The 22,106-nt window shown below is 60.8% G+C and carries 18 protein-coding genes; 8 read left to right on the top strand and 10 right to left on the bottom strand.

Features of this window, described 5'->3' with window-relative positions:
- Nucleotides 1-91: 91 nt before the first annotated feature.
- A complete protein-coding gene (locus tag PZN02_RS10455) occupies nucleotides 92-1,114 on the top strand; it encodes an LLM class flavin-dependent oxidoreductase (RefSeq protein WP_280657937.1) in 1,023 nt (340 codons plus the stop codon).
- Nucleotides 1,115-1,189: 75 nt separating this feature from the next.
- Here the strand turns inward: PZN02_RS10455 and PZN02_RS10450 are convergent, their stop codons facing one another.
- From PZN02_RS10450 to PZN02_RS10430, 5 genes are all read right to left on the bottom strand, one after another.
- A complete protein-coding gene (locus PZN02_RS10450) occupies nucleotides 1,190-2,821 on the bottom strand; it encodes an FGGY-family carbohydrate kinase (RefSeq protein WP_280657936.1) in 1,632 nt (543 codons plus the stop codon).
- Between the two features lie 66 nt (nucleotides 2,822-2,887).
- On the bottom strand, nucleotides 2,888-3,616 hold the full coding sequence (locus PZN02_RS10445; protein WP_280657935.1) for an SDR family oxidoreductase: 729 nt from the start codon (nucleotides 3,614-3,616) through the stop codon (nucleotides 2,888-2,890).
- Between the two features lie 28 nt (nucleotides 3,617-3,644).
- Complete coding sequence (locus PZN02_RS10440; RefSeq protein ID WP_280657934.1) at nucleotides 3,645-4,907, bottom strand: sugar ABC transporter permease; 1,263 nt, start codon at nucleotides 4,905-4,907, stop codon at nucleotides 3,645-3,647.
- Nucleotides 4,904-5,725: an ATP-binding cassette domain-containing protein gene (locus PZN02_RS10435; protein ID WP_280657933.1), complete on the bottom strand. Its 822-nt coding sequence runs from the start codon at nucleotides 5,723-5,725 to the stop codon at nucleotides 4,904-4,906. Before PZN02_RS10435 ends, PZN02_RS10440 begins: the two co-directional genes overlap by 4 nt.
- Nucleotides 5,726-6,009: 284 nt before the next feature.
- Complete coding sequence (locus PZN02_RS10430; protein ID WP_280657932.1) at nucleotides 6,010-7,056, bottom strand: ABC transporter substrate-binding protein; 1,047 nt, start codon at nucleotides 7,054-7,056, stop codon at nucleotides 6,010-6,012.
- A gap of 313 nt (nucleotides 7,057-7,369) precedes the next feature.
- On the opposite strand from PZN02_RS10430, the gene PZN02_RS10425 reads away from it, so the two are divergent.
- Nucleotides 7,370-8,389, top strand: coding sequence for a LacI family DNA-binding transcriptional regulator (locus PZN02_RS10425; protein WP_280657931.1), 1,020 nt, complete (start codon nucleotides 7,370-7,372; stop codon nucleotides 8,387-8,389).
- A 26-nt stretch (nucleotides 8,390-8,415) separates the two neighbouring features.
- Here PZN02_RS10425 and PZN02_RS10420 read toward each other — a convergent pair whose 3' ends face one another.
- From PZN02_RS10420 to PZN02_RS10410, 3 genes are read right to left on the bottom strand one after another with little or no spacing between them, the layout of a single operon-like run.
- Nucleotides 8,416-10,248 (bottom strand): carbamoyltransferase family protein, encoded by a 1,833-nt coding sequence (locus PZN02_RS10420; protein ID WP_280657930.1) that lies wholly within the window; start codon nucleotides 10,246-10,248, stop codon nucleotides 8,416-8,418.
- Between the two features lie 13 nt (nucleotides 10,249-10,261).
- Complete coding sequence (locus PZN02_RS10415) at nucleotides 10,262-10,411, bottom strand: DUF5989 family protein (RefSeq protein ID WP_225106340.1); 150 nt, start codon at nucleotides 10,409-10,411, stop codon at nucleotides 10,262-10,264.
- A gap of 19 nt (nucleotides 10,412-10,430) precedes the next feature.
- Complete coding sequence (locus PZN02_RS10410) at nucleotides 10,431-10,862, bottom strand: SxtJ family membrane protein (RefSeq protein ID WP_280657929.1); 432 nt, start codon at nucleotides 10,860-10,862, stop codon at nucleotides 10,431-10,433.
- 76 nt (nucleotides 10,863-10,938) lie between these two features.
- Between PZN02_RS10410 and PZN02_RS10405 the strand changes: the two genes are divergently transcribed.
- From PZN02_RS10405 to PZN02_RS10380, 6 genes are all read left to right on the top strand, one after another.
- Nucleotides 10,939-11,211, top strand: coding sequence for a hypothetical protein (locus tag PZN02_RS10405; protein WP_280657928.1), 273 nt, complete (start codon nucleotides 10,939-10,941; stop codon nucleotides 11,209-11,211).
- A 329-nt stretch (nucleotides 11,212-11,540) separates the two neighbouring features.
- Nucleotides 11,541-13,286 (top strand): sensor histidine kinase, encoded by a 1,746-nt coding sequence (locus PZN02_RS10400; RefSeq protein WP_280657927.1) that lies wholly within the window; start codon nucleotides 11,541-11,543, stop codon nucleotides 13,284-13,286.
- The gene (locus tag PZN02_RS10395; protein WP_280657926.1) at nucleotides 13,247-13,924 is read left to right on the top strand and encodes a response regulator; all 678 of its coding nucleotides are present in this window, start codon (nucleotides 13,247-13,249) and stop codon (nucleotides 13,922-13,924) included. Before PZN02_RS10400 ends, PZN02_RS10395 begins: the two co-directional genes overlap by 40 nt.
- Nucleotides 13,925-14,421: 497 nt before the next feature.
- Nucleotides 14,422-15,465 (top strand): alginate O-acetyltransferase AlgX-related protein, encoded by a 1,044-nt coding sequence (locus PZN02_RS10390; protein WP_342394695.1) that lies wholly within the window; start codon nucleotides 14,422-14,424, stop codon nucleotides 15,463-15,465.
- A 267-nt stretch (nucleotides 15,466-15,732) separates the two neighbouring features.
- Nucleotides 15,733-16,317: a hypothetical protein gene (locus tag PZN02_RS10385; protein ID WP_280657925.1), complete on the top strand. Its 585-nt coding sequence runs from the start codon at nucleotides 15,733-15,735 to the stop codon at nucleotides 16,315-16,317.
- Between the two features lie 169 nt (nucleotides 16,318-16,486).
- On the top strand, nucleotides 16,487-17,758 hold the full coding sequence (locus PZN02_RS10380; RefSeq protein WP_280657924.1) for a hypothetical protein: 1,272 nt from the start codon (nucleotides 16,487-16,489) through the stop codon (nucleotides 17,756-17,758).
- Between the two features lie 36 nt (nucleotides 17,759-17,794).
- Here the strand turns inward: PZN02_RS10380 and PZN02_RS10375 are convergent, their stop codons facing one another.
- Nucleotides 17,795-20,770, bottom strand: a complete 2,976-nt coding sequence (locus PZN02_RS10375; RefSeq protein WP_280657923.1) for an NAD(P)-dependent oxidoreductase — start codon at nucleotides 20,768-20,770, stop codon at nucleotides 17,795-17,797.
- Between the two features lie 256 nt (nucleotides 20,771-21,026).
- On the bottom strand, nucleotides 21,027-22,034 hold the full coding sequence (locus PZN02_RS10370; RefSeq protein ID WP_280657922.1) for a GlxA family transcriptional regulator: 1,008 nt from the start codon (nucleotides 22,032-22,034) through the stop codon (nucleotides 21,027-21,029).
- Between the last annotated feature and the right edge of the window lie 72 nt (nucleotides 22,035-22,106).

Genomic DNA, 22,106 nt, shown 5'->3' with positions numbered 1-22,106 from the left:
AGTGTCAGGGGCGACATCGCATGGTATGCCTATATCCCCAGCCGGATTTGTGCGATGAAGCAGTGGCTGCAACATCACAGGCTGCACAACCATGAAGAAGATCGGCTTTCTCTCGTTCGGCCACTGGTCGCCCTCGCCGCATTCGCAGACGCGATCGGCGTCCGACGCACTCCTGCAGTCCATCGACCTCGCCGTCGCAGCCGAGCAACTCGGCGCGGACGGGGCGTATTTTCGAGTGCATCATTTCGCGCGCCAACTGGGCTCGCCGTTCCCGTTGCTTTCGGCCGTCGGCGCGAAGACAAGCCGCATCGAGATCGGCACCGCGGTCATCGACATGCGCTACGAGAACCCGATGTACATGGCCGAGGACGCGGGCGCGGCCGACATCATCGCCGGCGGGCGGCTGCAGCTCGGCATCAGCCGCGGCTCGCCCGAGCAGGTGATCGATGGATGGCGTTACTTCGGCTACCAGCCGCCCGAGGACAGCACCGACGCCGACATGGCGCGACGCCATGCGGAGGTCCTGCTCGATGTGCTACGCGGCGAAGGCTTTGCCGAGCCCAACCCGCGACCGATGTTTCCCAATCCTCCCGGCCTGCTGCGCATCGAGCCGCACTCGGAGGGGCTGCGTGAGCGGATCTGGTGGGGCGCCAGTTCCAACGCCACCGCCGTTTGGGCAGCCAAGCTGGGCATGAATTTACAGAGTTCTACACTCAAGGATGACGAGACCGGCCTTCCCTTTCACGTGCAGCAGGCCGACCAGATCCGCGCGTTCCGCGAGGCATGGAAGGCGGCAGGTCACGAGCGCGAGCCACGAGTGTCGGTCAGCCGCAGCATCTTCGCACTGGTGGACGACCGTGACCGCGCCTACTTCGGACGAGGCGGCCAGGATGAGGACAAGATCGGTTTCATCGACGAGAAGACCCGGGCGATTTTCGGTCGGAGCTACGCCGCAGAGCCGGACGTCCTCGTTGAACAGCTGGCGAAGGACGAGGCAATCGCCGAGGCCGACACGCTGCTGCTGACCGTCCCCAACCAGCTTGGTGTCGAGTACAACGCACATGTCATCGAGGCGATCCTGACCCATGTCGCTCCGGCTCTCGGGTGGCGTTGAGGCCGCCACCGCGCGAGCCGAAAAGGTGCAAGCAACCATCTGCGTTCGTTTCACCCGTAGCGGCTTAAGGCGAGTCTACCGGATCTCCCGCGCCAGCGACTGAAGCTTCTTGAAGGCGTCGTATCTCAGCGCATGAAGCGCTGCGATTTCACCGACCGCGGGCGCATAGGTGCGATCCGTGCCGGAAAGCCTTGCCATCGCCGAGCGAACGTCCGGGAACTCGCCTGCCGCCACGCTTCCGAGGATGGCCGCACCGAGAAGCACAGGCTCCTCGGAGCGCGTCGCCAGAACGGGCTTCCCGGTCGCGTCCGCAAGGAGCTGGCGGACGAGATCAAGCTGACCTGCGCCGCCGCTGATGACGATCTTGTCGATCAGAGCGCCGGACGACGCCTGCGTATCGATGATCTGCCGGAGCCCGTAGCCGATGCCACATAGTCCGGCCACGTAGAGCGACGCGAGATTGTCGATATCCCTTTCCATCCCAAGGCCCACGACAACGGCGCGGGCATGCGGATCGGCAAAAGGCGCGCGGTTGCCGAGGAATTCCGGAACGACATGGAGGCCGCCGGCCAGCTCGACCGCACCCGAGAGTGTCTGGGCCTTCTGCGCGGCAAGGTCCGCCAGAAGGACGGGCAGCGAGACAGCGCGGCGCTCTGCGAGCTCCAGCGCCTCGCCGGCCGCGGGATGGAACGACACAAGCTGCTCGATCGCGGCGCCCGCCGCGGACTGGCCTCCCTCGTTCAGCCACATCCCCGGCACCATCGCCGAATAGTAGGGTCCCCAGACGCCGGGCACGAAAACCGGTTCTGCGGTGGAAGTCATCGTGCAGGAGGAGGTCCCGAAGACATAGGCGAGGTTGCTCTCCGGCGGGCCATCGACACCGACGGTCCCGATGCCGCCGGCATGGGCGTCGATCATGCCGGCTCCGACCGGCGTGCCGGCCGCGAGGCCCAGCTCTGCGGCGGCGCGCTCCGTCAGCCCGTCTCCAACCGGCGTGCCCGGCTCCACGACACGCTGGCCTATGCGCACGAAGTCTTCATCCGCGAGTTCGCCAAGGCCGATCGCGCGGAAATAGTCCGGATCCCAGCGCTTCTCGTGTGCGAGATAGGTCCACTTGCAAGTCACGGTGCATGTGGAGCGGGCAAGGTCGCCCGTTGCCCGCCAGGTCAGGAAATCCGCAAGGTCGAAGAATTGCCAGGCGGCATCGAAGACGTGGGGACGATTCTCGCGCAGCCAGAGGAGCTTTGGCGTCTCCATCTCGGGCGATATGCGTCCGCCGACATAGCGCAGCACACCATGACCCCTGGCATTGATGCGCTCCGCCTGGTCGACGGCGCGGTGGTCCATCCAGACGATGATATCGCGCTGAGGGTCCTCCGACGGTCCGACCGGAAGCGATCGCCCGTCATCGCCAAGGACGACGAGCGAGCAGGTCGCGTCGAAGCCGATGCTTGCTACTTTTGCAGGATCGACGGCCGCCGAGGAAACCGCCTCGCGCACAGCCTCGCAGACCGCGGACCAGATCTCCGTGCTCGACTGCTCGACGATGGAACCGGCCTCGCGAAAGAGCGTGATGTCGCGCTTGCCCGAAGCCAGCAGCCGGCCGGTCAGGTCGAAAAGACCAGCTCTGGCGCTTCCGGTCCCGACATCAACGCCGATGAGGTATCGTTCGCCGCCCGTGGGGCGCGCGGGAGAAGTGTTGGTCATGGTCTACCGCCTGCAAATCAGGAACGTGGATCGGCGGAGGCCTGGGCCTCGCGCCGTCGGAGGCAATCAGAGATCGACGCTGTTGGGCAGGATCACCAGATCGCGGATCGTGACGTTGCGCGGACGCGTCAGCATGAAGAGCACCGCATCCGCCACTTCCTTCGGCTGCATGAGGCTGCCGTTGGCAAGCGCTTCTTCCATCTTCGCCTTCGGCCAGTCGTCGAGCAGCGCCGTCACTACCGGCCCAGGCAACACGGCTCCGACGCGCACGCCATGCGGCGCCACCTGTCGCCGCGTGCTGTGCACGAAAGCCTGCACGGCAAATTTCGATGCCGTATAGATCGGCTCCCAGACGACAGGGACGACGCCCGCAATCGAGCTTGTAAAGAGAATGTCGCCCGATTTCTGCTCGATCATATAGGGCAGCACCGCATGCACGGAGCGGAATGCCGCATTGATGTTGAGGTTGAGCATCCGGTCCCAGGCGTCCGGATCGCCTTCGGCCACCGGACCACCGATATAGGCGCCGGCATTCGCGTGGAAGATGTCGAGCTTCCCGGCAAGCTCCAGGATCCTCGGAAGCATGCCGGAGACTTCGGCGGGCTTGAGAAGATCGACGACCAGCGGCAGGGCGTTCTCGCCGAGCTCGGCACAGAGCTGTTCCAGCTTGTCTTGCGCACGATCGACGAGGACGACCTTCGCCCCTTCTGCAAGCAATGTGCGAGCGCATTCCAGACCGATGCCCGATGCCGCGCCGGTGATGGCGGCAACCTTGCCTTTCATGAGGTCAGCCATATTGAAAACTCCATAACGAGAGGTTGGGTTACGCGCGTCCGTGGCTGACACGGGAACGACGGGCCAACGAGTCGACGATGACAGCGATCGCCAGAACGCCGCCGGTGATCATGTAGCGGAGAGACGAGCTCAGATTGAGCAGCGTCAGGCCGTTCGAAATCGCCTGGATGACGATGATGCCAAGCAGAGCCGAATAGGCGCTGCCACGCCCACCGAAGAGGCTGGTGCCGCCGATGACGGCAGCGGCGATCGCGTTGAGGTTGACGTCGCCCGTGCCGGCCTGCTGGCTCGACGAGGCAAGGCGCGACGCCGACAGGATCCCGCCGAGCGTGGCGAGCGTTGAGCAGAGGACGAAGGCGCTCATGTAAATCCGGCGCACGTTGATGCCCGACCGCCGCGCGGCCTCCCGGTTACCACCGACCGCGAACATCGACCGGCCCCACTTCGTACGCGTCAGCGCATAGTTGAGGATCACGGCAAGGGCAACGAACAGGCCGAACATCCACGGCACGCCGCGACCGAGATTGAGGTAGAATACTGCCACTTCAAGCGCGACCGTAAGCACGACCGCCTTGATGATCAGCGCGCCGAGTGGCTGGGAGGAGAGGTTCGCCGCCTGCCGCTGGCGCATCGTGCGCATGCCTGTGGCGACCATCACCAGGCCCGGCACCACCGCCAGCGTATGCGAGAGCCAATCCGGCATGATCATTATCTGTCCGAAGCGGACAAGCGAGGAAGCGTATGGCAGGTTGATCGAACCGGTTGGCCCCAGGATATAGAGCTGCATGCCGAGCAGCGCGAGAAGACCAGCGAGCGTGGCAATGAAGCTCGGCATTCCGAGTCGGTTGTAGAGGCTCGCGTAGATCAGTCCGACCACGGCGCCGACCAGAAGCGCCGCGAATATCGCCGCGGCGATCGGCCAGCCGGAATTCACCCACAGCACCCCCACCATCGCCGAGGCCAGGCCGCTCATGGAGCCCACCGAAAGGTCGATTTCGCCCAATACCAGCACGCAAATGATGCCGAGCGAAATCACGCCTACGGTGGCGCAATCGAAGAGCAGGTTGACGAGGTTGTTTGGCGCGAGAAAGATCGGATTGAGCGCCGAAAAGATGATCGAGATGACGATGAGTCCGACCGCGACCGGCAGCATGCCGAGATCCCCGGACCGCACGCGATCGATAAACCCCCACACCATGTCGAGCATTCCCTCGTCATGGCGCACACGTTCATCACTGCGGTCGAGCCTCTGCTGGGTCTGGACAGCGGTGTTCGAAGGATTCTGGCTCATGCGGCTCCTCCGCTCTGCTCGTTGACGAGGCCGGTCTTGCGGTCGTGCCGGCGCGAAACGGCGTTCTCCGTGGCGCCGGTGATCGCGGTGACGAGGTCATGGTTGGACGCATCCGGCAGGAAGACGCCGTTGTTCCGTCCAAGCCGCAGCACGACGATGCGATCCGCTACCGCGCGCACGTCCTCCATGTTGTGGCTGATGATGATCACGCCGAGCCCGCGGTCGCGGACGCGTTCGATCAGGTTGAGGACTTCGGCGGTCTGGGCGACGCCGAGTGCCGCCGTCGGCTCATCGAGCATGATGAGCTTGGGATCCAAGAGCAGCGAGCGAGCGATCGCCACCGTCTGGCGCTGGCCGCCGGAGAGTGACGCGATCGGCTGGCGGACGGACGGGATGCGCGCGGCCAGCTCCCGCAGAAGCGTCCAGGCGCGCACTTCCATCGCGACTTCGTCGAGCTGCCAGGGGGCCAGTTCGTGGCCGAGGAACAGGTTCGCGACGACATCGAGATTTTCGCACAGCGCCAGGTCCTGGAAGACCGTCGCGATCCCGAGGCCAAGCGCCTTTGCGGGATTGTCGAGCGTCACGCCTTCCCCGCAGAACTCGATCGTGCCCGCGGACGGTTGATGCACGCCGGCGAGGATCTTGACGAGCGTCGACTTGCCGGCGCCGTTGTCTCCCACCAAGGCGACGACTTCGCCGGCGTTGACGTCGAGTTCGATGTCGGTGAGTGCGGATACGGCGCCAAAATTCTTGGATATGCCGCGAAGACGCAGCACAGGCTCACCCTTTGCGGGGGCACTCTGGATATCGCGTGTCATCGCCTTTCGACCTTTCGACTACAGCACCGCGCGTCTTATCAGACGCGCAAGGGACGCTGTGACACTTTGAATTGCTGCATGTTTCCACCCTTTAATCGGATACGATCATAGGAAACATGCAGTGGAGCGGGATCAAGGAAACGTACGAGCGATTCTCCGCCGCGCATCCGCTCCAGGTTGCTAGAATCGATCACGGCCATGGTTACGGGTCGACCAAGAATCATCGTGATCTCGGAGATGTGTTCGGCCGCGCCTCGCGACCGAACACGAAAACAGCCAGAGTCTCAGTTCATGATGCCGAGTTTGCGGCAACCTTCAACATATTCGCCGGTGCAGATCTCTTCCGGCGTGTTGATCTTCTTGTCGAAGATCTCGGCTTTGATGTTTTCGGCCGTGACCACTGCGGGAGTGAAGAGCTGCGAGGGCGTATCGTACAGCTTATGGGTCGCTTCCGGGGTTTCGCCCTTGATCAGCTTCACGGCAACATTGGCTGCAGCGGCCGCTACGATCTCGGAAGGCTTGGAGATCGTGTTGTACTGGTCCCCGGAGATGACCAGCTGCAGGGCTGCAATCGTCGCATCGTTGCCGGTGACCGGGGGGACCGGCTTGACGCCTGCCGCCTTGAGAGCGGCAATCGCACCCCCGCCGGTTCCGTCGTTGGCGGCGACGATGCCCTTGATCTGCTCGCCGAAACGGGTGATCTGGCCGGCGGCCCATTCCTGCGCCTTCGGCGGCGCCCAGTCTGGCGTATCGTACTCGGCGAGCGTCTTGTAGCCGGAGGCGTCGAGGGCGGAATCGATGCCGTCGCGAATGAGTCCGGCGGCCGCATCGGTCGGCGAGCCGTTGATCTGCAGCACGCCGGAACCTTCCGGAACGCCGGATGCCTTCAGGTGCTCGACGAGCGACTGCGCGATCGAGCGGCCGATGCCCTCATTGTCGAACGAGACATAGTAGTCCGCCGGCTTGTCCGGGATCGGACGGTCATAGGCGATCACCTTGACATCCTGGGAATGGGCGATTTCGACGAGTGCGGCGGCTGCCGCGGAATCAACCGGATCAAGCACGACAACCTTGGCGCCCTGAGCGATCGCGGAGTTGAACTGCTGCTGCTGAAGCGCCACGTCCGCATTGGCGTTCTGGTAGATGACGGTGCAGCTCGGGCAGAGCTTCTCCATCTCTGCCTTGAAGCCTGGATAATCATGTTCCTCGTAGCGAGTCGAAGCCTGGTCCGGCATCAGGAAGGCAACGGTGGCCGCTTCCTGCGCAACGGCGGCGCTGCTGAGCGACACGGCAAGGCCGGTCGAGGCAAGCAAGTAATAAATCGTCTTCATAAGTTTCCTCCACGGTTGATTTTTCGCCGGCGTCCTGAAGCTTTTGAAGGGCGACACCCCCAAGATATCGCGAAGTCGTCCGCGGACAAATTCCGCACAGCTTTTACAGGCCCATCAGGGCGCAGCCGGTCGCTCGCCGCAGCAAACACCGCAGCGCTAGATTTTTTGATTTCCTGTCTGACTCCCTCCCTGCCCAGCTTTGTTGAAACTGGCGGCTTCATCGATTGTGCTTGCGTGCTCAATCGATGAAGCAGAATTGCCACTGTACGCCTTTGATGTCAAGGTGGTGGTCGAAAAAGGGAGATCAAAATTCGTGAAGCGTAGCATTCCGACGAAAAGGACAACGATCTACGACCTGGCCGAATTGGCCGGGACCTCGGCGAGCGCCGTGAGTGCCGTGCTGAATGGAAACTGGAAGAAGCGCCGCATCAGCAGCCAACTGGCCGAGAAGATAACCCGGCTCGCCGAAGAGCAGGGATATGCGCTGAACATGCAGGCGAGCGTGCTGCGGCGCGAGCGATCGAAAATCATTGGAATGATCGTCCCGAAGTACGACAACCGCTACTTCGGCTCGATCGTCGAACAGTTCGAGGCCATGGCCCGCGAGAGAGGCCTCTTCCCGATCATAACCTGCACGCGCCGCGATCCCGCACTGGAAATCGAAGCCGCGCGCGCCATGCTCTCCTACCAGGTGGACTGCCTGATCGCGACGGGCGCGACCGATCCGGATCGGATTGCCGACATATGTTCTGCCGCCGGCGTGCGCGCCGTGAATCTCGACCTGCCGGGTTCGCGTGTTCCGTCGGTCATTTCGGACAATTTCGCCGGCGCGCTCGAACTCACGCGGCGTGTGCTGGCGAACTGCGAGAGGGAGTTCGGTGAAAAGGCGCCGCTGCTCTTCGTCGGCGGGCGCGGAACCGACCACAACACATCGGAGCGTGTTAGAGGGTTCCGCGCCGCCCATGCCGAAGCGGGGGTGACAGTCGACGAGACGCTGGTGCTCACCTGCGGCTATGCGCCCGAGAAGGCGGAGAACGCCATGAAGGCAATCGCGGAAAAGGTCGGAACACTGCCGCGGGGCATGTTCGTCAACTCCACGATTTCGCTTGAAGGCGTGATGCGCTGGATCCGTCGCTCCGGCCACTATGCCGACCGGATGCCGCACCTCGGCTGCTTCGACTGGGATCCTTTCGTGGCCATGCTCGGCGATCACATAGAAATGGTTCGCCAGGATGTTCCGAGAATGCTCGACGCGGTCTTCGAGATCATCGACTCCGGTGCATCGGACCTGAAAGTGATCCAGATTCCGCCGATCGTCGAGCAGACGGGGTAGCTGCAGCCTCTACAGCAGAAGTCCCGCTAGTCGAGCTCGAACTGTTCCTTGTAGTCCTTGCGTAGACGTTCAGGCTGGTCTTCCTTCTTCAGCATGCAATTGCCGACGACGAGGCGTTCGATCTCCGTGCCCATGAAGCATCGGAATGCATCTTCCGGCGTGCAGACGATAGGCTCTCCGCGCACGTTGAAGCTGGTGTTGACAAGGACCGGACAGCCGGTGCGAGCTTTGAAGGCTGTCAGCAGATCCCAGTAGCGAGGGTTGGTCTCGCGATGCACCGTCTGGATGCGCGCCGAGTAGTCGACGTGGGTGACAGCCGGAATCTCTGATCTCGGCACATTCAGCAGGTCGATGCCGAACAACTGTTCCTGCGGATGATTGGCATGCAGTCTCCGGCTCTCCAACACGTCGGCGACGAGCAGCATGTAGGGGCTGTCGGCATCGAGATCGAACCAGTCCGCTACGTCCTCGCGGCGAACCGAGGGAGCAAAGGGGCGAAAACTCTCCCTGTATTTGACTTTGAGATTGAGCGTCTTCTGCATTGTCGGCGAGCGCGGATCACCGAGTATCGAGCGCCCTCCCAGCGCGCGCGGCCCGAACTCCATGCGCCCCTGCATCCAGCCAACAGCCTTTTCCTCGACAAGGGCCTCGACCGTGGTTGCTGTAATTTCATCGTCGGACAGAACCCTGTAGGCCGCGCCGGCGGCAGCGAGGCGTTGTTCGATTTCAGCTTGTTCGTAACTCGGGCCGAGATAGGCCCCGGCCATGCTGTCCCCGCCGTTTGTGGCGCGGGGCTTGCTCAGGTAGTCATGCCATACGGCGAGCGCCGCCCCCAGTGCGCCGCCTGCGTCGCCAGCGGCCGGCTGTATCCAGATGTCCTCAAAGAGACCTTCCTTGAGGAGCTTGCCATTGGCAACGCAATTGAGCGCGACACCGCCGGCCAGGCAAAGGTTCTTTTCGTTGGTTTCCCGCCTCGCGAACCGCGCGAGCCTCAGTACGACCTCTTCCGTGACGCTTTGGATCGACGCCGCCAAGTCCATCTCGCGCTGTGTAAGCGGGGATTCCGGCTTGCGCGGTTCGCCGCCGAACAAGCGGTGAAAGGCGGGCGACGTCATCGTGAGACCGGTGCAATAGTCAAAGTAGCGCTGATCGAGCCGAAACGAGCCGTCCTCCTTGAGGTCGATGAGATGGTCGAGGATGGTCTGGGCGAAGCGCGGCCGACCATAGGGCGCAAGCCCCATTAGCTTGTACTCGCCGGAGTTCACCTTGAAACCGGTGTAGTAGGTAAAGGCGGAATAAAGCAGGCCCAGGGAATGGGGGAAATGGATTTCCTTCAATATCTCAAGGTGATTGTCGCGACCGTGACCAAGGGACGTCGTGCACCATTCGCCGACGCCGTCCATGGTCAATACCGCCGCCCTTGGGAAGGGAGAAGGAAAGTACGCGCTCGCAGCGTGGGCCAGATGATGCTCGGTAAAGAGCAGTGACCCCGCCCATTCCTTCACCCCCGCAATCCTGCCCAAATCCTTGCGAAGAAGCTTCTTTTGAAACAGCTTCTCCTTGATCCATATTGGCATCGCAAGCTTGAATGAGCGAAACCCTCTGGGGCTCGTCGCAAGGTAGGTCTCGAGAAGTCGCTCGAATTTTAAGAACGGCTTGTCGTAAAACACGACATGATCGATATCGTTCATGCCGCAGCGGGCTTCCGTCAGGCAGTATTCTATCGCCCGCGCTGGAAAACTCGGGTCGTGCTTCTTTCGAGTGAAGCGTTCCTCCTGCGCGGCCGCGACAACGCGGCCGTCTTCGACCAGAGCCGCCGCGCTGTCGTGGTAGAAGGCGGAGATGCCTAGAACGCGCAAGGCAGGCCCCGCATCAGAACAGAGTATAGATGAACGGTGCTACAGCGGTGCCCTGAGTCAGGACCACCAGCGATCCAAAAACCGTCACCATGATCAGGATCGGCAGCAACCAGAACTTCTTTCGGTTGCCCATATAGGCGAAAAGTTCCTGGACAAATTCCATCTCTCTTCCCTCTCGAAATTTAATACTGGTCGCGCATCGTCGCCGGCGTCGGCTCGTTTGGAGGCCTCGTTTTCCAATATGTGCTCACGCTACGGTCGAATGCCGCCGCCAAGGGGTCGTGGCCTCGTAATCGCATTAGAACCCCGATCGGAATGAACGTGGTTACATAGATCAACAGCATCACGAGCGGATTGATTACCTTGAACAGGAGCAGACCGAGTTTGGTCCAGAGCCGGTTCGCGGTGGTCAAGGTGTGAGGAGCCAAGTATGCCAGGACGACAAGCGCAATGCCGACCGAACCAAGCGCAATGGTCAGTGGGGTGGCTTGCTCCGCTTGCCACCACCTCAAAAGTGCGATGCAAAAAAGAATTCCGCCGACAGTGTAGCCGAAACTACGATTGGACGGACCTTCCGGGATGTTTTCTATGATCGGTTCATGCGACGCGCTCATTGCTACGCACCTCAATCAAGCGCCGGGCGTCAAACTGAATTCGAGGGCGATAGTCCCTCACAATCGCATTAATTTCATGACCGACTACAGCAACAGCAGTCGGGTTGGTCAATATGCCGATGGATATAGAAACGGCTTGATGGCAGCAAGGCGGCATCATTCGATGGTCTATATCGGCATATCTACAGCCGATGACAGCATAGGAAGAAATGGATTTTCACATATTGGCCAACGTTACGACGGTCCTCGGGGTTTTGGTACGCGCAACAGGATTTTCCCAGCTGATATTACTGAACATGATTTTGTCTACACACCTGGTTGCTGGCCGGTGAAAAATTCGATCGCATGAGAGAAAAACGGATCGACGGATCCATATATCCAGCGGTATATTGGCGGTCATTCCAATTAAGCTTATCCCAGCCCAAATGCATTCTCGCGTCATTGAGAGACGGGAGCGCTTTTAAAAGACTAGATTTTGCTGCCGCAGCCGGCAGATACCTGTTTTGACAGTAAATACCTGGATCAGTTCATACTCGGGTGGCCGCTTTGACGCGGAACAGTTCGGCCGACATAAGCGCTTCAATTGAGGCGGCTCTCAGAGGATGTACAACGGCCATCCTCAGGACGTTCAACCTGCCAGATCGACTGCGTGTTGGATTTGATCGCGCGGACGAAAAGATGTCGCGGCGCGATCGCCGCGCGAACGAGCGGGACCTTGTGTCAGGTCGCATGGTCTGGACGAACACCTTTCGTGCCCGATCGGACAAGGTGATCGCAATCGGCCGGATCATGCTTGCGGCCGGCAGCATCTGGATCGCATGGCTGGACTCGGCACACGTGCCGTTACCGCCCGAACCGATGTACGCGCTGCTCGTCGTTTATTTCTGCTACGCCGTCATCGTCGCCATCCTGGCCTGGCGAACGGAGATTTCACGAGTACGCGGAACGTTCGCACGCCACGTGATCGATATCGTCGCATTCGCCGCGTTCATGTCGATGACCGACGGCGCGTCGAGCCCCTTTTTCGTGCTCATGCCTTTCACGCTGTTGTCTGCGACCTTGCACTGGAGATGGCGGGGTGCGTTCTGGAGCGGGCTCATCTGCCTGCTGATCCTGCTGTATCTCGGATCCTCAGATACACGCGACCTGTTCGATCCGGACGCTGGTACCACGACGAATGTTTCGAGGCTTTTGTTCATCTTCGTGGCGGCGGTGCTGCTTATCTGGCTGGGCGCCCATCAGGAGGCGGTGCGCGCCGAACTGTTGAGGTTGGTGCAAAGAACGCCTGCCTTGCCACAAGGCCGTGAGTGGCCCGCCGCTGCTGCGCTGGAGTATGCCGCGCATGTGACGCTGGTTAAGCGCGCACTGCTCATCTGGAGCGATGGCGAAGAGCCATGGACGTATGTGGCGTTGTGGGAAAACGGGGGCTGCAAGGTCACACAGATGCCTCCGGACGCTTTTGGATCCTGGACCGACAAAACTCTGCATCAACGAAGCCTTTTGATTTCCGACGCCACGCGCAACCGTCTTCTGGTTCATAAAGGTGACGGTCGATTTGACTCATGGACCGATGAGCGGCCACCCCTCTCCCCTGCGCTTGTCGATGCGTTTTCGTTGACTTCCGCGGTCTCCGTACATTTCGAGGTCGGCGACCTGCAGGCTCGTCTCTTTCTGCTCGAGCCGCCGGTGCTGACGCTTGACGACGTCGCAATCACCGAAATCATAGCCGATCGCATTAAGGCACTCTTCGAACAGGCAATGCTGGTGCGTCGTCTTAGCGACGAAGCGGCCGTCGAGGAACGCATTCGAATTGGCCGCGACCTTCATGATGGCGTTCTTCAGACCCTGGCAGGCACCGCCTTGCAGCTTCAATCTCTGCGGCCGACGGGAGATCAACCGCCGGACGACTTGGAGGAACGCCTGACGGCAATCCAGTCGATGCTTCTCGACGAGCAGCGCGAGCTGCGCAGCTTCATCCGAGCGCTCGAACCGGGGCGTGAGCATGGAGACGCTGCTGAGGCACAATTGGAGCACCAATTCGCGGCGTTGGTCGATCGGCTCATGCTGCAGTGGCAGATCGATGTAGACGTCGCGCTGTATCCAGCCAAGGTCAGGCTTCCGATGGGCCTGATTTACGAGTTGGCCCGCATGACCTCAGAGGCGACGGCCAACGCGGTGCGCCATGGGCACGCACAGAAGGTCAGGATCAAACTGCGGACAGACGAGGAAGCAATCATACTGACCGTGGACGACGACGGTGTCGGCTTTGGCTTCGGCGAACGTGTCGAGCACGCCGAGCTCGAACGCAAGAAAATGGGTCCAAGAAGCTTACGCGAGCGAACAGCCGCCCGTGGTGGGAAACTTGCTATTGACAGGATTGCGGAATGGACACGAGTGGTGATCATGCTTCCGATGCCTCGATAACCCTCCGCGTGATTGTCGTCGACGATCATTTGATCGTTCTCGACGGACTGCGGCGCTTGATCGAGACTGTGCCGGGTTGGCGGGTCGTGGCGACATGCCAAAACGGCGCGCAGGCGCTTGATGTACTGAAGTCCGGCGCTGTTGACGTCGTTGTTCTCGATTTGCGAATGCCCGAGATGAACGGCCTGGAGCTCGTTCGTCGCGTACGTGGCCGCTGCCGTGCTGCGATCGTGATCCTTACTGCGGACATAGGCGATGACCAACTCGAAGAAGCGATGCAACTGGGCGTTAGCGGCATCGTGCTGAAGGAACAAGCGCCTGTCGCGCTGTTGGATTGCATCAGAAAGGTCGTGGCCGGAGGCACCTACTTTCACGACCCGGCGCTTAAAGGCGCGCTCGATCGACTCCGTGAGCAAGAGAGCGAACGCGACCGAATTCTTGAAGTGCTGACGCAGCGCGAAATAGAGGTGTCACGCCTTGCTGCGGCGGGAATGCGGAGTAGAGAGATTGGCATGCAACTCGGGATTTCACCCGGCACGGTGAAGCTCCACCTTCACAGCATCTATAGCAAGCTCGCCATTTCGACGCGCGTGGAGCTCGCTAATCTGTCAAAGAGACTGCAGCTCAATATTGAATGATCCCTATGGTAATTGCGGAACTTATTGGCCAAGACTGCTGGTTTCAGGAAATGATCTTCGACAGAATTGACGAGTGCTCGCCGGAGATCGAGACCGGAAAATAACCTCCGAATGCTCCTCCCGTGCCGGTCCTCGGGTCCGGCGGACAGGAACGAGCGAAGAGCGGAAGCCAAACATAGGCTTGACCTTGCGAGGAGAGGTGGACCGCCTTGAGACACAGAAGAACGGGATTTATACTTTGTACGGTCCTGGCGGCTTACTTCTTGCTGAGTCCCGCCTACGCGCTGTTGAACTATAGCGAATATGCTTCCTCCGCTCCGCATTTCCTTCGCTATGTTGTGATTCCAGGATCGCTTGCCTTTTTGTTTCTGCTAGCGGGGTTCCTGGCGAGGCCCAAACTGGCGATGGCAGTGGGCATCTACGGTCTAAGCGCTTTGCTCGGCCTGTTTCTCTTTGAAGCGTTGCTTACCTTCCGGTCCGTGCCAGTGCGATTAGCGATGTTGGGGCAGCTTGACGAAAACGAACGACAGGCCCTTGAGCAGAAAGGATATGTCGTATCCGCCTTCACACTCAATCAGCTCAATAGAATGTCCGACGTCGACAATCTGCCGGAGGCAATATTGTCCGGCTTCCCGAAGACTGAGGTTGTACTCTGCGCGCCGGAGAACAATGCAGTCATCTATCGCTCGGATCGTTTCGGCTTCAACAATCCGGACGAGGTGTACGATCGCGGCTCAATGAACGCGATGCTTCTCGGAGACTCGTTCGTCGAGGGCTTTTGCCTGCCTCCTGGCGACGATATTGCGTCACGCCTGAGAAATGACCGCGTTGCGGTGACTGCTGCGGGTATCAGGGGCAATGGCCCCCTCGTAGAACTCGCAACGCTCGGACGTTTCGGCCCAATCCTTCGTCCGGATCATGTTCTGATGGTGTTTTTCGAAGGAAATGACTGGGAGAATCTGGAAAACGAACTCCGCATGCCATGGTTGCGCGCGGCTCTCGACATGGATGCGGACTACGGATCCCCGTCGAACGCCAGCGATTCCCTGCATCGAGCAAGAGCTGCGATAGAGCAACGCAACAAGCAGCCAGTGACGGTCATCGATCTGTTGACAAAGACAGCGCTCCTGCGGAATTTCGCGGCCCTGCAACAGACGCTTACGCGGTTGGGACTGGTCTTGCCTAGGGCTACGCCGGAAATACCGGAGTTCCGCATGATCCTCCATCGTGCGAAAACGATAGCCAACAGTTGGGGCGGGACCTTCACGCTTGTCTATGTGCCGAGGGTCGATCGGTTCATGGGCGCGCTGCGGTCAAGGGCCGCATTCGACCCACTGCGCACGCTTGTGCTCGATAGCGCGGTTGCCGAAGGCATCGAGGTGATCGATCTCGTGCCTCCCTTGGAGGAGCACCCGGAGCCGGAGAAGATGTATGCCGCCGACAGCCACTTCAACCGCGACGGCGCCGCGTTTGCTGCTGACATCGTGGCGAAACGCTTGAGAGGGCCTGCGCTGTCGAAGGCTGCTAGCGCGATGCACTAAGCGCGATGGCGAGGCAAACTCGGCATCGCGGCCCGCCTGCGTCAGTGGTGTCGCCAATGCGATTTTGCATCATGAAACGTGAAAAAAGACGCGGTGAGTATATCCATGGGAATATATTCGAACAACCGGCAATAGGTTAGAGTTTCTCCGTTTGGTATCCAGTTCCCGGAATCATGCGAATTTTGATTAGGTAATCAACGCGGTCGCTTTTTTTGATCCATACCTACTGCATGTTTCCTTAAATCGTAGCCGATTTAAGGATAAAACATGCAGCAAATTCAAAGCGCTACAGCGTCCTTTGTGCGTCTGGGAAGACGCGCCGCGCTGCAGGGTGTTCCAAACTTGAAGCGTTCTTCTTTTCTTCGGAGAGCGACTATGCATGTACAAAACGTTATAGAGATTACGCAGACCGACGGACTGCTCCCAGCGGCTGTGATTATTACTGCTTATCGGTCGAGCCGGCACGGGCTTGTGGTCTTCGTTCTGAACGACGTGGCTCCTGCGGCAATTGACGTGATCCTGGACCCTGTCGTCAGCACCATGCCATTGTCCATCCCTGGCGTCCTCTATGTCCAGATTTCCGACGAGGCAGGCGTGAGCCAGGCTGTGACTTCCGCGGAAGCCATTTATGTCGCGACGGAAGCGTTCCGGAACTTAGCAGTCGGCTACGGGGCCTCGCCCGGCAATATTCGTTCCGTCCTGACTTCCCAATTTTGGCCACGGAAACGAATGCGACTTACCGTTTCTGGTGGAGCGCGCGGGCTCCCAACCGTGAGACGGACACCAACGCGAACCGTTCTTTATCAAGCCTGTCGAACGCAATTGCGCGACAGCGAAAACCTGCACGCGTGACGCACCGGGCAAGTGGGCTCGTGTGGCACTATCACGATTGCGACTCTGATCCCGATCTCACATCAGGTTCGGGGAAGCAAGACAAGAGCTGCGGAATACGGCAGTTGGGAAGGTCCTCGTAACGATGCGGGAAGACACTCGTCGCAACAAGCCGAACACTGAAAGTTCGATGGCGTCAGCTGACGTGGTGCCTGCCGCAAAAAGCGCAGGGCAACGCAGGCACCTGTCAACGGCCTTCCCTTGGATAGGCGATGCATTGACGGTCGTCGTGTCGATTGCAGTCGTCATTATCGGATCTGAACTGTCATTGCGCCTTTTCCCAAGCCTTCAGATCCCCGTTGGCGAGAGCGAATACGTGTTTTGCGGGGCGCCGCGAACGAGACACCAGCCTCACGCGCGCTACGGCTTCACGGAAATCCCCGGCAACAACTACTTCGAACGATACAGCAGTTTCGATCCGTGGAACCCTGTGAAAATCAACGCAGATGGCTTCCGCGACAATGCCAGTGGCAACGGCGAGCCCGTGATCGTGCTCGGTGACTCGTTCGTGCGAGGCTCGCTCGTCAGGGAAAGCGAGACATTCAGCGCATTGTTGAACGCATGGCACCCGCAGCTTCTGTTTAAAAACTACGGCACCGGCGGTTACGGACAGCCGAATGAGATCCGGCTTTATGAGGACAAGGGGCGAACGATCCCCCACAAGCTCTTGATCGTCGGCTTTTCACTGAGCACGGACATAGAAGACAACGCCGAGAGGGCGGTTCTCACACCTTCCTCCGTCGACATCAACTTTGAACCGGCGGGTTCAAGTCCAAAATATGCGGGTTTGTTGCTGGAGACGCACCTGTTCTTGTGGAAGAACAGCAAACTATACAACTGGGTTTATTCGACGCTCCTGCGGCCGTATGTCGGAAACAGCGATTCTCGCCAGGACATAGACGACGCGCTCGAATTGACGAAACGTCTGTTCGGGCGGCTGGCCGCGAAAGCACAGGGTAACGGCGCCGACCTACTCGTCGTTATTCTGCCCGGATGGGCAGAGATGGCCGGTCGCGACGACGGCCTGCAGCCGGCTCGGCAACGCGAGATGATCGAGAACCTGGCCGCCACGACGCCGAGCATGTTCGTTGTCGACCCGACCGCGCGTTTGGCGGCCGCCGACCCCACGAAAACCTTTGGCGTCGTTGACAAGCATCTTTCTCCCCTAGGGCACTTTCTCGTCGCGGAAGTGATCGACGAATGGCTCCTGAGCGAATGGAGAGGCAGGAAAACAGTCAGGAAAAGCCAGCACTCCTTCACCCCAGGCCCGCCCGTCGAACCCGACTGCGGACAGCTATCCAAAGCCAATAGAAGCTACAGCGCCGCGCGTCCGATTGGACGCGCGGCGCTGTGGCACTTTGAATTGCTGCATGATTTTGTCCTTAAACCGATTCCGATTTAAGGAATCATGCAGTGGGGGCCAAAGCCGCAGAAGATCTTACTCCTCCGCCGGCCCGTAGAGGCCGAGTTGGTCGAGCAACGCCCTCTGCCGGCCGGCATTTTCGACCAGCAGGCCAGTGTAGCGATCGATGATCCGGCCGCGATGACCCGGGTCCGAAACGGCGGAGAGCGCGCCGACGATCGCCACGATCCTTTCCGAGGTCTGCCGCAGGTCCTCCAGGAGTTCCGGCTTGCCGGCAACCTCAGTGACCGCCCGCTTCGTCACCCGGCCGATGCCGCGGGGCGTGCGGCTGCCTGCTGAAACGTAACCATCCGGCAGGTCGCCCTTGAGGTTGGTGACCGTTTTGAAGCGGATGACGTCGAAGATCTGGTCGACCGCCTGCTTCGCGCCGGTCACCCGCGAGGGATGATCGGTGTCGGCAGCCGCATGCGGCAGCAGCTCGAGCTTGCCCTTGTGGCGCTCTTCGAGCGGCAGGTAAGGCAGCATCGGCCCGCTAAGCTTGCCGGTGGCGGTGTCCTTGAAGAGGTCGGCGTCGATCGCCGCGTGTACGATCTTGCCGGACGAGAGCGCCTCGTCGAGCGCGGCGGCATCGACGACCTCGCCCCGGTCGTAGTTGACCAGCACCGCGCCGTCATTCATTGCGCCGAGCACCTTCGCATCGACGGTTCCGGCGTTGGAATAGACGCCGGTCGTCGCGTCGAGGCGGCCGAGGCCGATATGGACGGAGAGCACGTCGGCGCCGGTCGCCGCTGCGACCGGACTTGCGGCATATTCGAACCCTTCCGCCTCGATCCAGTGCTTGTGATGCTCGCGGGCGTAAATCGCCACCTCCATGCCGAAGGCCTTGGCGAGCTTGGCGACCTCGCGACCGATATTGCCGTAGCCCAGAATGGCGATCTTCCGGCCCTCGAGCTTGGCGGTCGGAAAATCCTTGAGCTGACGGCCGGTGTCGAAGTCGCCTTCGGCGACCATCCCGTGCAGCCGGTCGACCGGCAGGTCGGGAACGACCTTCAGGATCGCCTTCATCGCCATTTGGGCGGTCGCCCGGCTGTTGATGCCCGGCGTGTTCATGAGCGGCGCATCGCCGCCCTCGCCGTTACCGCCACCCCAGGAGGCAGAGCCCATATTGCCGGTGCCCGCGCCGATGCGCACGCCGCCGAGCGGGAATACCGAGGCCTTCGGAATGAAAGTCGCCGCCGCGATCAGCGCGTCGTATTGGCCTTTGTCCGTCTGCGGCAGGATCTCCGCCTCGGTGCTGAGATTCGGCTGGTAGAAGAAATGGATGCGGCCCTTCTCGAGCGCCGACCGGTCGCCAAGCGGCCCGAGATGGAAGACGCCGCCATTTTCCTCGATATAGGCCTTGACCTCGCTGTGATCCGGCTGACCGTCGGCGCCGAAGCGCAGGCCGACCAGATCGGCGATCAGCACGGTATAGGCGCGCGCGCGATCGTCCTTGCGGACAGCGCCGTCGGCCTTGGCCGGGGCCTCGAAAGTGACGCCGTTCTTCGCCAGTTCCTCTTCGAGAACGACGATCTTGGCGCGCAGATAGGCGTATTGGAGATTTTCCAGCAACGCGACGACATCGTCCGACTCGCGGATGCCACCGACCCAGGCGCGATAGTCGCCGGGCGTGCCCGGGAAGGCATTGACGTAGCGGGCCGCATCGAGGCCAGGCTCGTATTCGCCGTTCGGATGGGTAATGCCCTCATAGCCGAGCAGTTGCTTCGAACGGGCGATGATGCGGGCGTGAATGTCGGAATCTGTGATGCCGTCGTCTTCGACCTTGAGGAGCGTCACCGCCGCGCCGCGCCGCTCGGCATCGGTGACCGTCAGCGATAGAAGCGGATGCCGCTCGACCCACTCGTCGATCACCTTGCGATTGGCGGCGGAGCGGCGGTTGAGCTCGACGACGGAGCCGACGCGTGCCTCCGACTGCAAAAGGCCGAAGGTGGTCTCGGCAAAGGCGAGCGCGCTGTAGGTGTTGATGACGCCGCCAAGCATGCGGTCTTCCGCGGCATCGTAGAACGGCCCGGCATCGACGGAGCGCTTGGCCGAGAACGGCTGCCTGGGATCGATCGGCGGCGCGATCTTTAGCTGGCGCGGGATCGCCCAGGCCGGGTCTTGCTGGTTCTTCTCGATCAATGCCAGCGCATGCGGCGTGAAGGAGGCGACGAAATAACCCGAAACCCCACCGATCGCCTTCTGGAACGGCATGAATAGGCAGCACTTCGCCATGACGGCGGCAACCAGTTCGGGCTCCCACGGCATGGCGCCGAGCATCGACGTGGCATCGAACACCGCATGGCGATTTTTCGGATCGCCGTCTATCCAGCTCAAGAGCTCGCGGACCTCGCGGCTGGTATAGGCATTGGCGCCGGTCGTCTCATGGCCGACACCGACAAAGATCGAGACGCCGAGGGCGGAGAGCTCTTCTGCCGACGGGATCACGCCTTCCGAGGCGGCGAAATGGATGCGGCTCTCGCAACCCTTTTCGGCGAAGCGCTGCATCTCGATCAACTGGGTGGCCCAGGACTGGCGGAAGAAGCCCGCGGCCTTCGACGGATCGCTCTCTGGCCGCGGCGTGTCGACATAAATGCGCTGGGAGGCGTCGTTGGCGTTCATCAGGTGCTGGACGCAGACGGTGAAGCCGCTGTGGCCACCGCCGAGCCCCACAGCCATGCGGTTCGTCTTCGGAAAGCCGAAATAGCGATGGATCGCCCGCATCATGTCGGTCAGGATCTTGTCTGCCGGATAGCCGCGGTGCATGCTGCGCGAAATCTCGGCGGTGGTGAAACCGCCGATGTCGTTGCCCCTGTCGTCGAACTTGCGATAGGTCTTCTCAATCCAGGCATCGAAAGCGAGGCGCCGCAGGCGGCTATCCACTTCGTCGGTGGTCGCATCGGTGATCGGGCCGACGCCGAAGAACGGATTGGACGGCAGCCTCGGCGCGCCATTCCTGGTCAGTTCGAGTGCCTTCAGTCGCTGTTCCTGCATCTGCGCAATGTTCATCATGATCTGCCTATCTGTTTTCGAGGCCGGGAGATGGCGCTGATAGTGGATCGAACACTTCAGAAAGAAGACCTCATATGCGCCGAACAGCACGCGGAATGCGTCATCGTCGCGCCTGCAGAAAGGGATTGCTGCTGCGCCGGCGCTGGCAGCGCATCGACGACCTCCGCGCGGACTTTTCGCGGAAAGACGGCGCGGCGGCTGCGTAGTCCTATAGCCGGATCAACAAGGCGCCTTGAGTCTTTCGATTTGCTGTCGCCTAGGCACCCAGGGATGCGCGGAAATTTTGCGGTGTTTTGGCAAACCGCCTGCGGAACATTCGGCTGAGATGGGATGAGTCACAGAAGCCGCTTTCCGCTGCGACCGTCGCAATCGACTTGCCGGTGTTCTCGAGCATGTGCCGCGCAAGCAAGAGCCGCATCTCGATGAACGCGGTCAGGGGCGAGGTTCCAAGTGCCTCCCTGAAATGCCGTTCAAGACACCGCTTACCGACTTTTAGATTCCTTGCTATCTCGGCGACGGAGAGTGGCGTGTCCAGGCTTTGCTGCATCAGCAAAAGCGCCTTCCTGACAATTGGATCCTTCGTCCGGAAGCTGAGCGTCAGGCCAGGCTGCGGTGTGCCCCCGTCCTCCGCCTCGCTGATCATCATGATATTCAAGCTCTTCGTGGATTGAGCCTTGCCGATGTGTCTGTCGACCAGAAATGCCGCGAGGTGAGCTGTGCTCGTACCGCCCGAGCAGGTCAGGCGGTCGCGATCGACCACGAAGATCTGGTCGGATATCGGCTTGAGCCCGTCGAACTGCGAGAGAAAATCCTGATGGTGGAACCAGCTCACACAGCCGCGATAGCCCTCCATTAAACCGGCACGATGGAGGATGAACGTGCCGGTGCAGAGGCCAACCAGCGGAACGCCGGCCGCGGCGGCCTGCCGCAAGTAACGTTCCACCCGGTCATCGGGCCGGTCCATTTCGTCGATGAGGCCGCCAACCACCACGAGATAATCGAAGAGTTTGGGACTGCCGAACACCTCGTGAGGTTGTACGGAGACACCGCAGCTGGCCGTGATCGGCTTCATGTCCGGGGCAACGACTTTCCATCGACACTGAATCGGCCGGCTACGGTCGCCTTCATCGGCAGCGAGGCGCAAAACGTCCACGAAGTTGGCGAAGGCGCAGAGCGTAAATCGCTGCACCAGAACGAACCCCACCGTCAGGCGCGCATCCTGCTCGCGCCGCACGCTCCTCTGGGAAACGTCGTTTACAGCCATACTGTCTCATTTCTACTGCCGATATGACGCGATCATTCTTTTCAGATCTCCAACGCAAGTCAATATTTCGGG

Source organism: Sinorhizobium garamanticum, from assembly GCF_029892065.1.
Lineage (GTDB): Bacteria > Pseudomonadota > Alphaproteobacteria > Rhizobiales > Rhizobiaceae > Sinorhizobium > Sinorhizobium garamanticum.
Note: the sequence above shows the minus strand (reverse complement) of the source record. Positions and strands in the feature narration are given on the sequence as shown.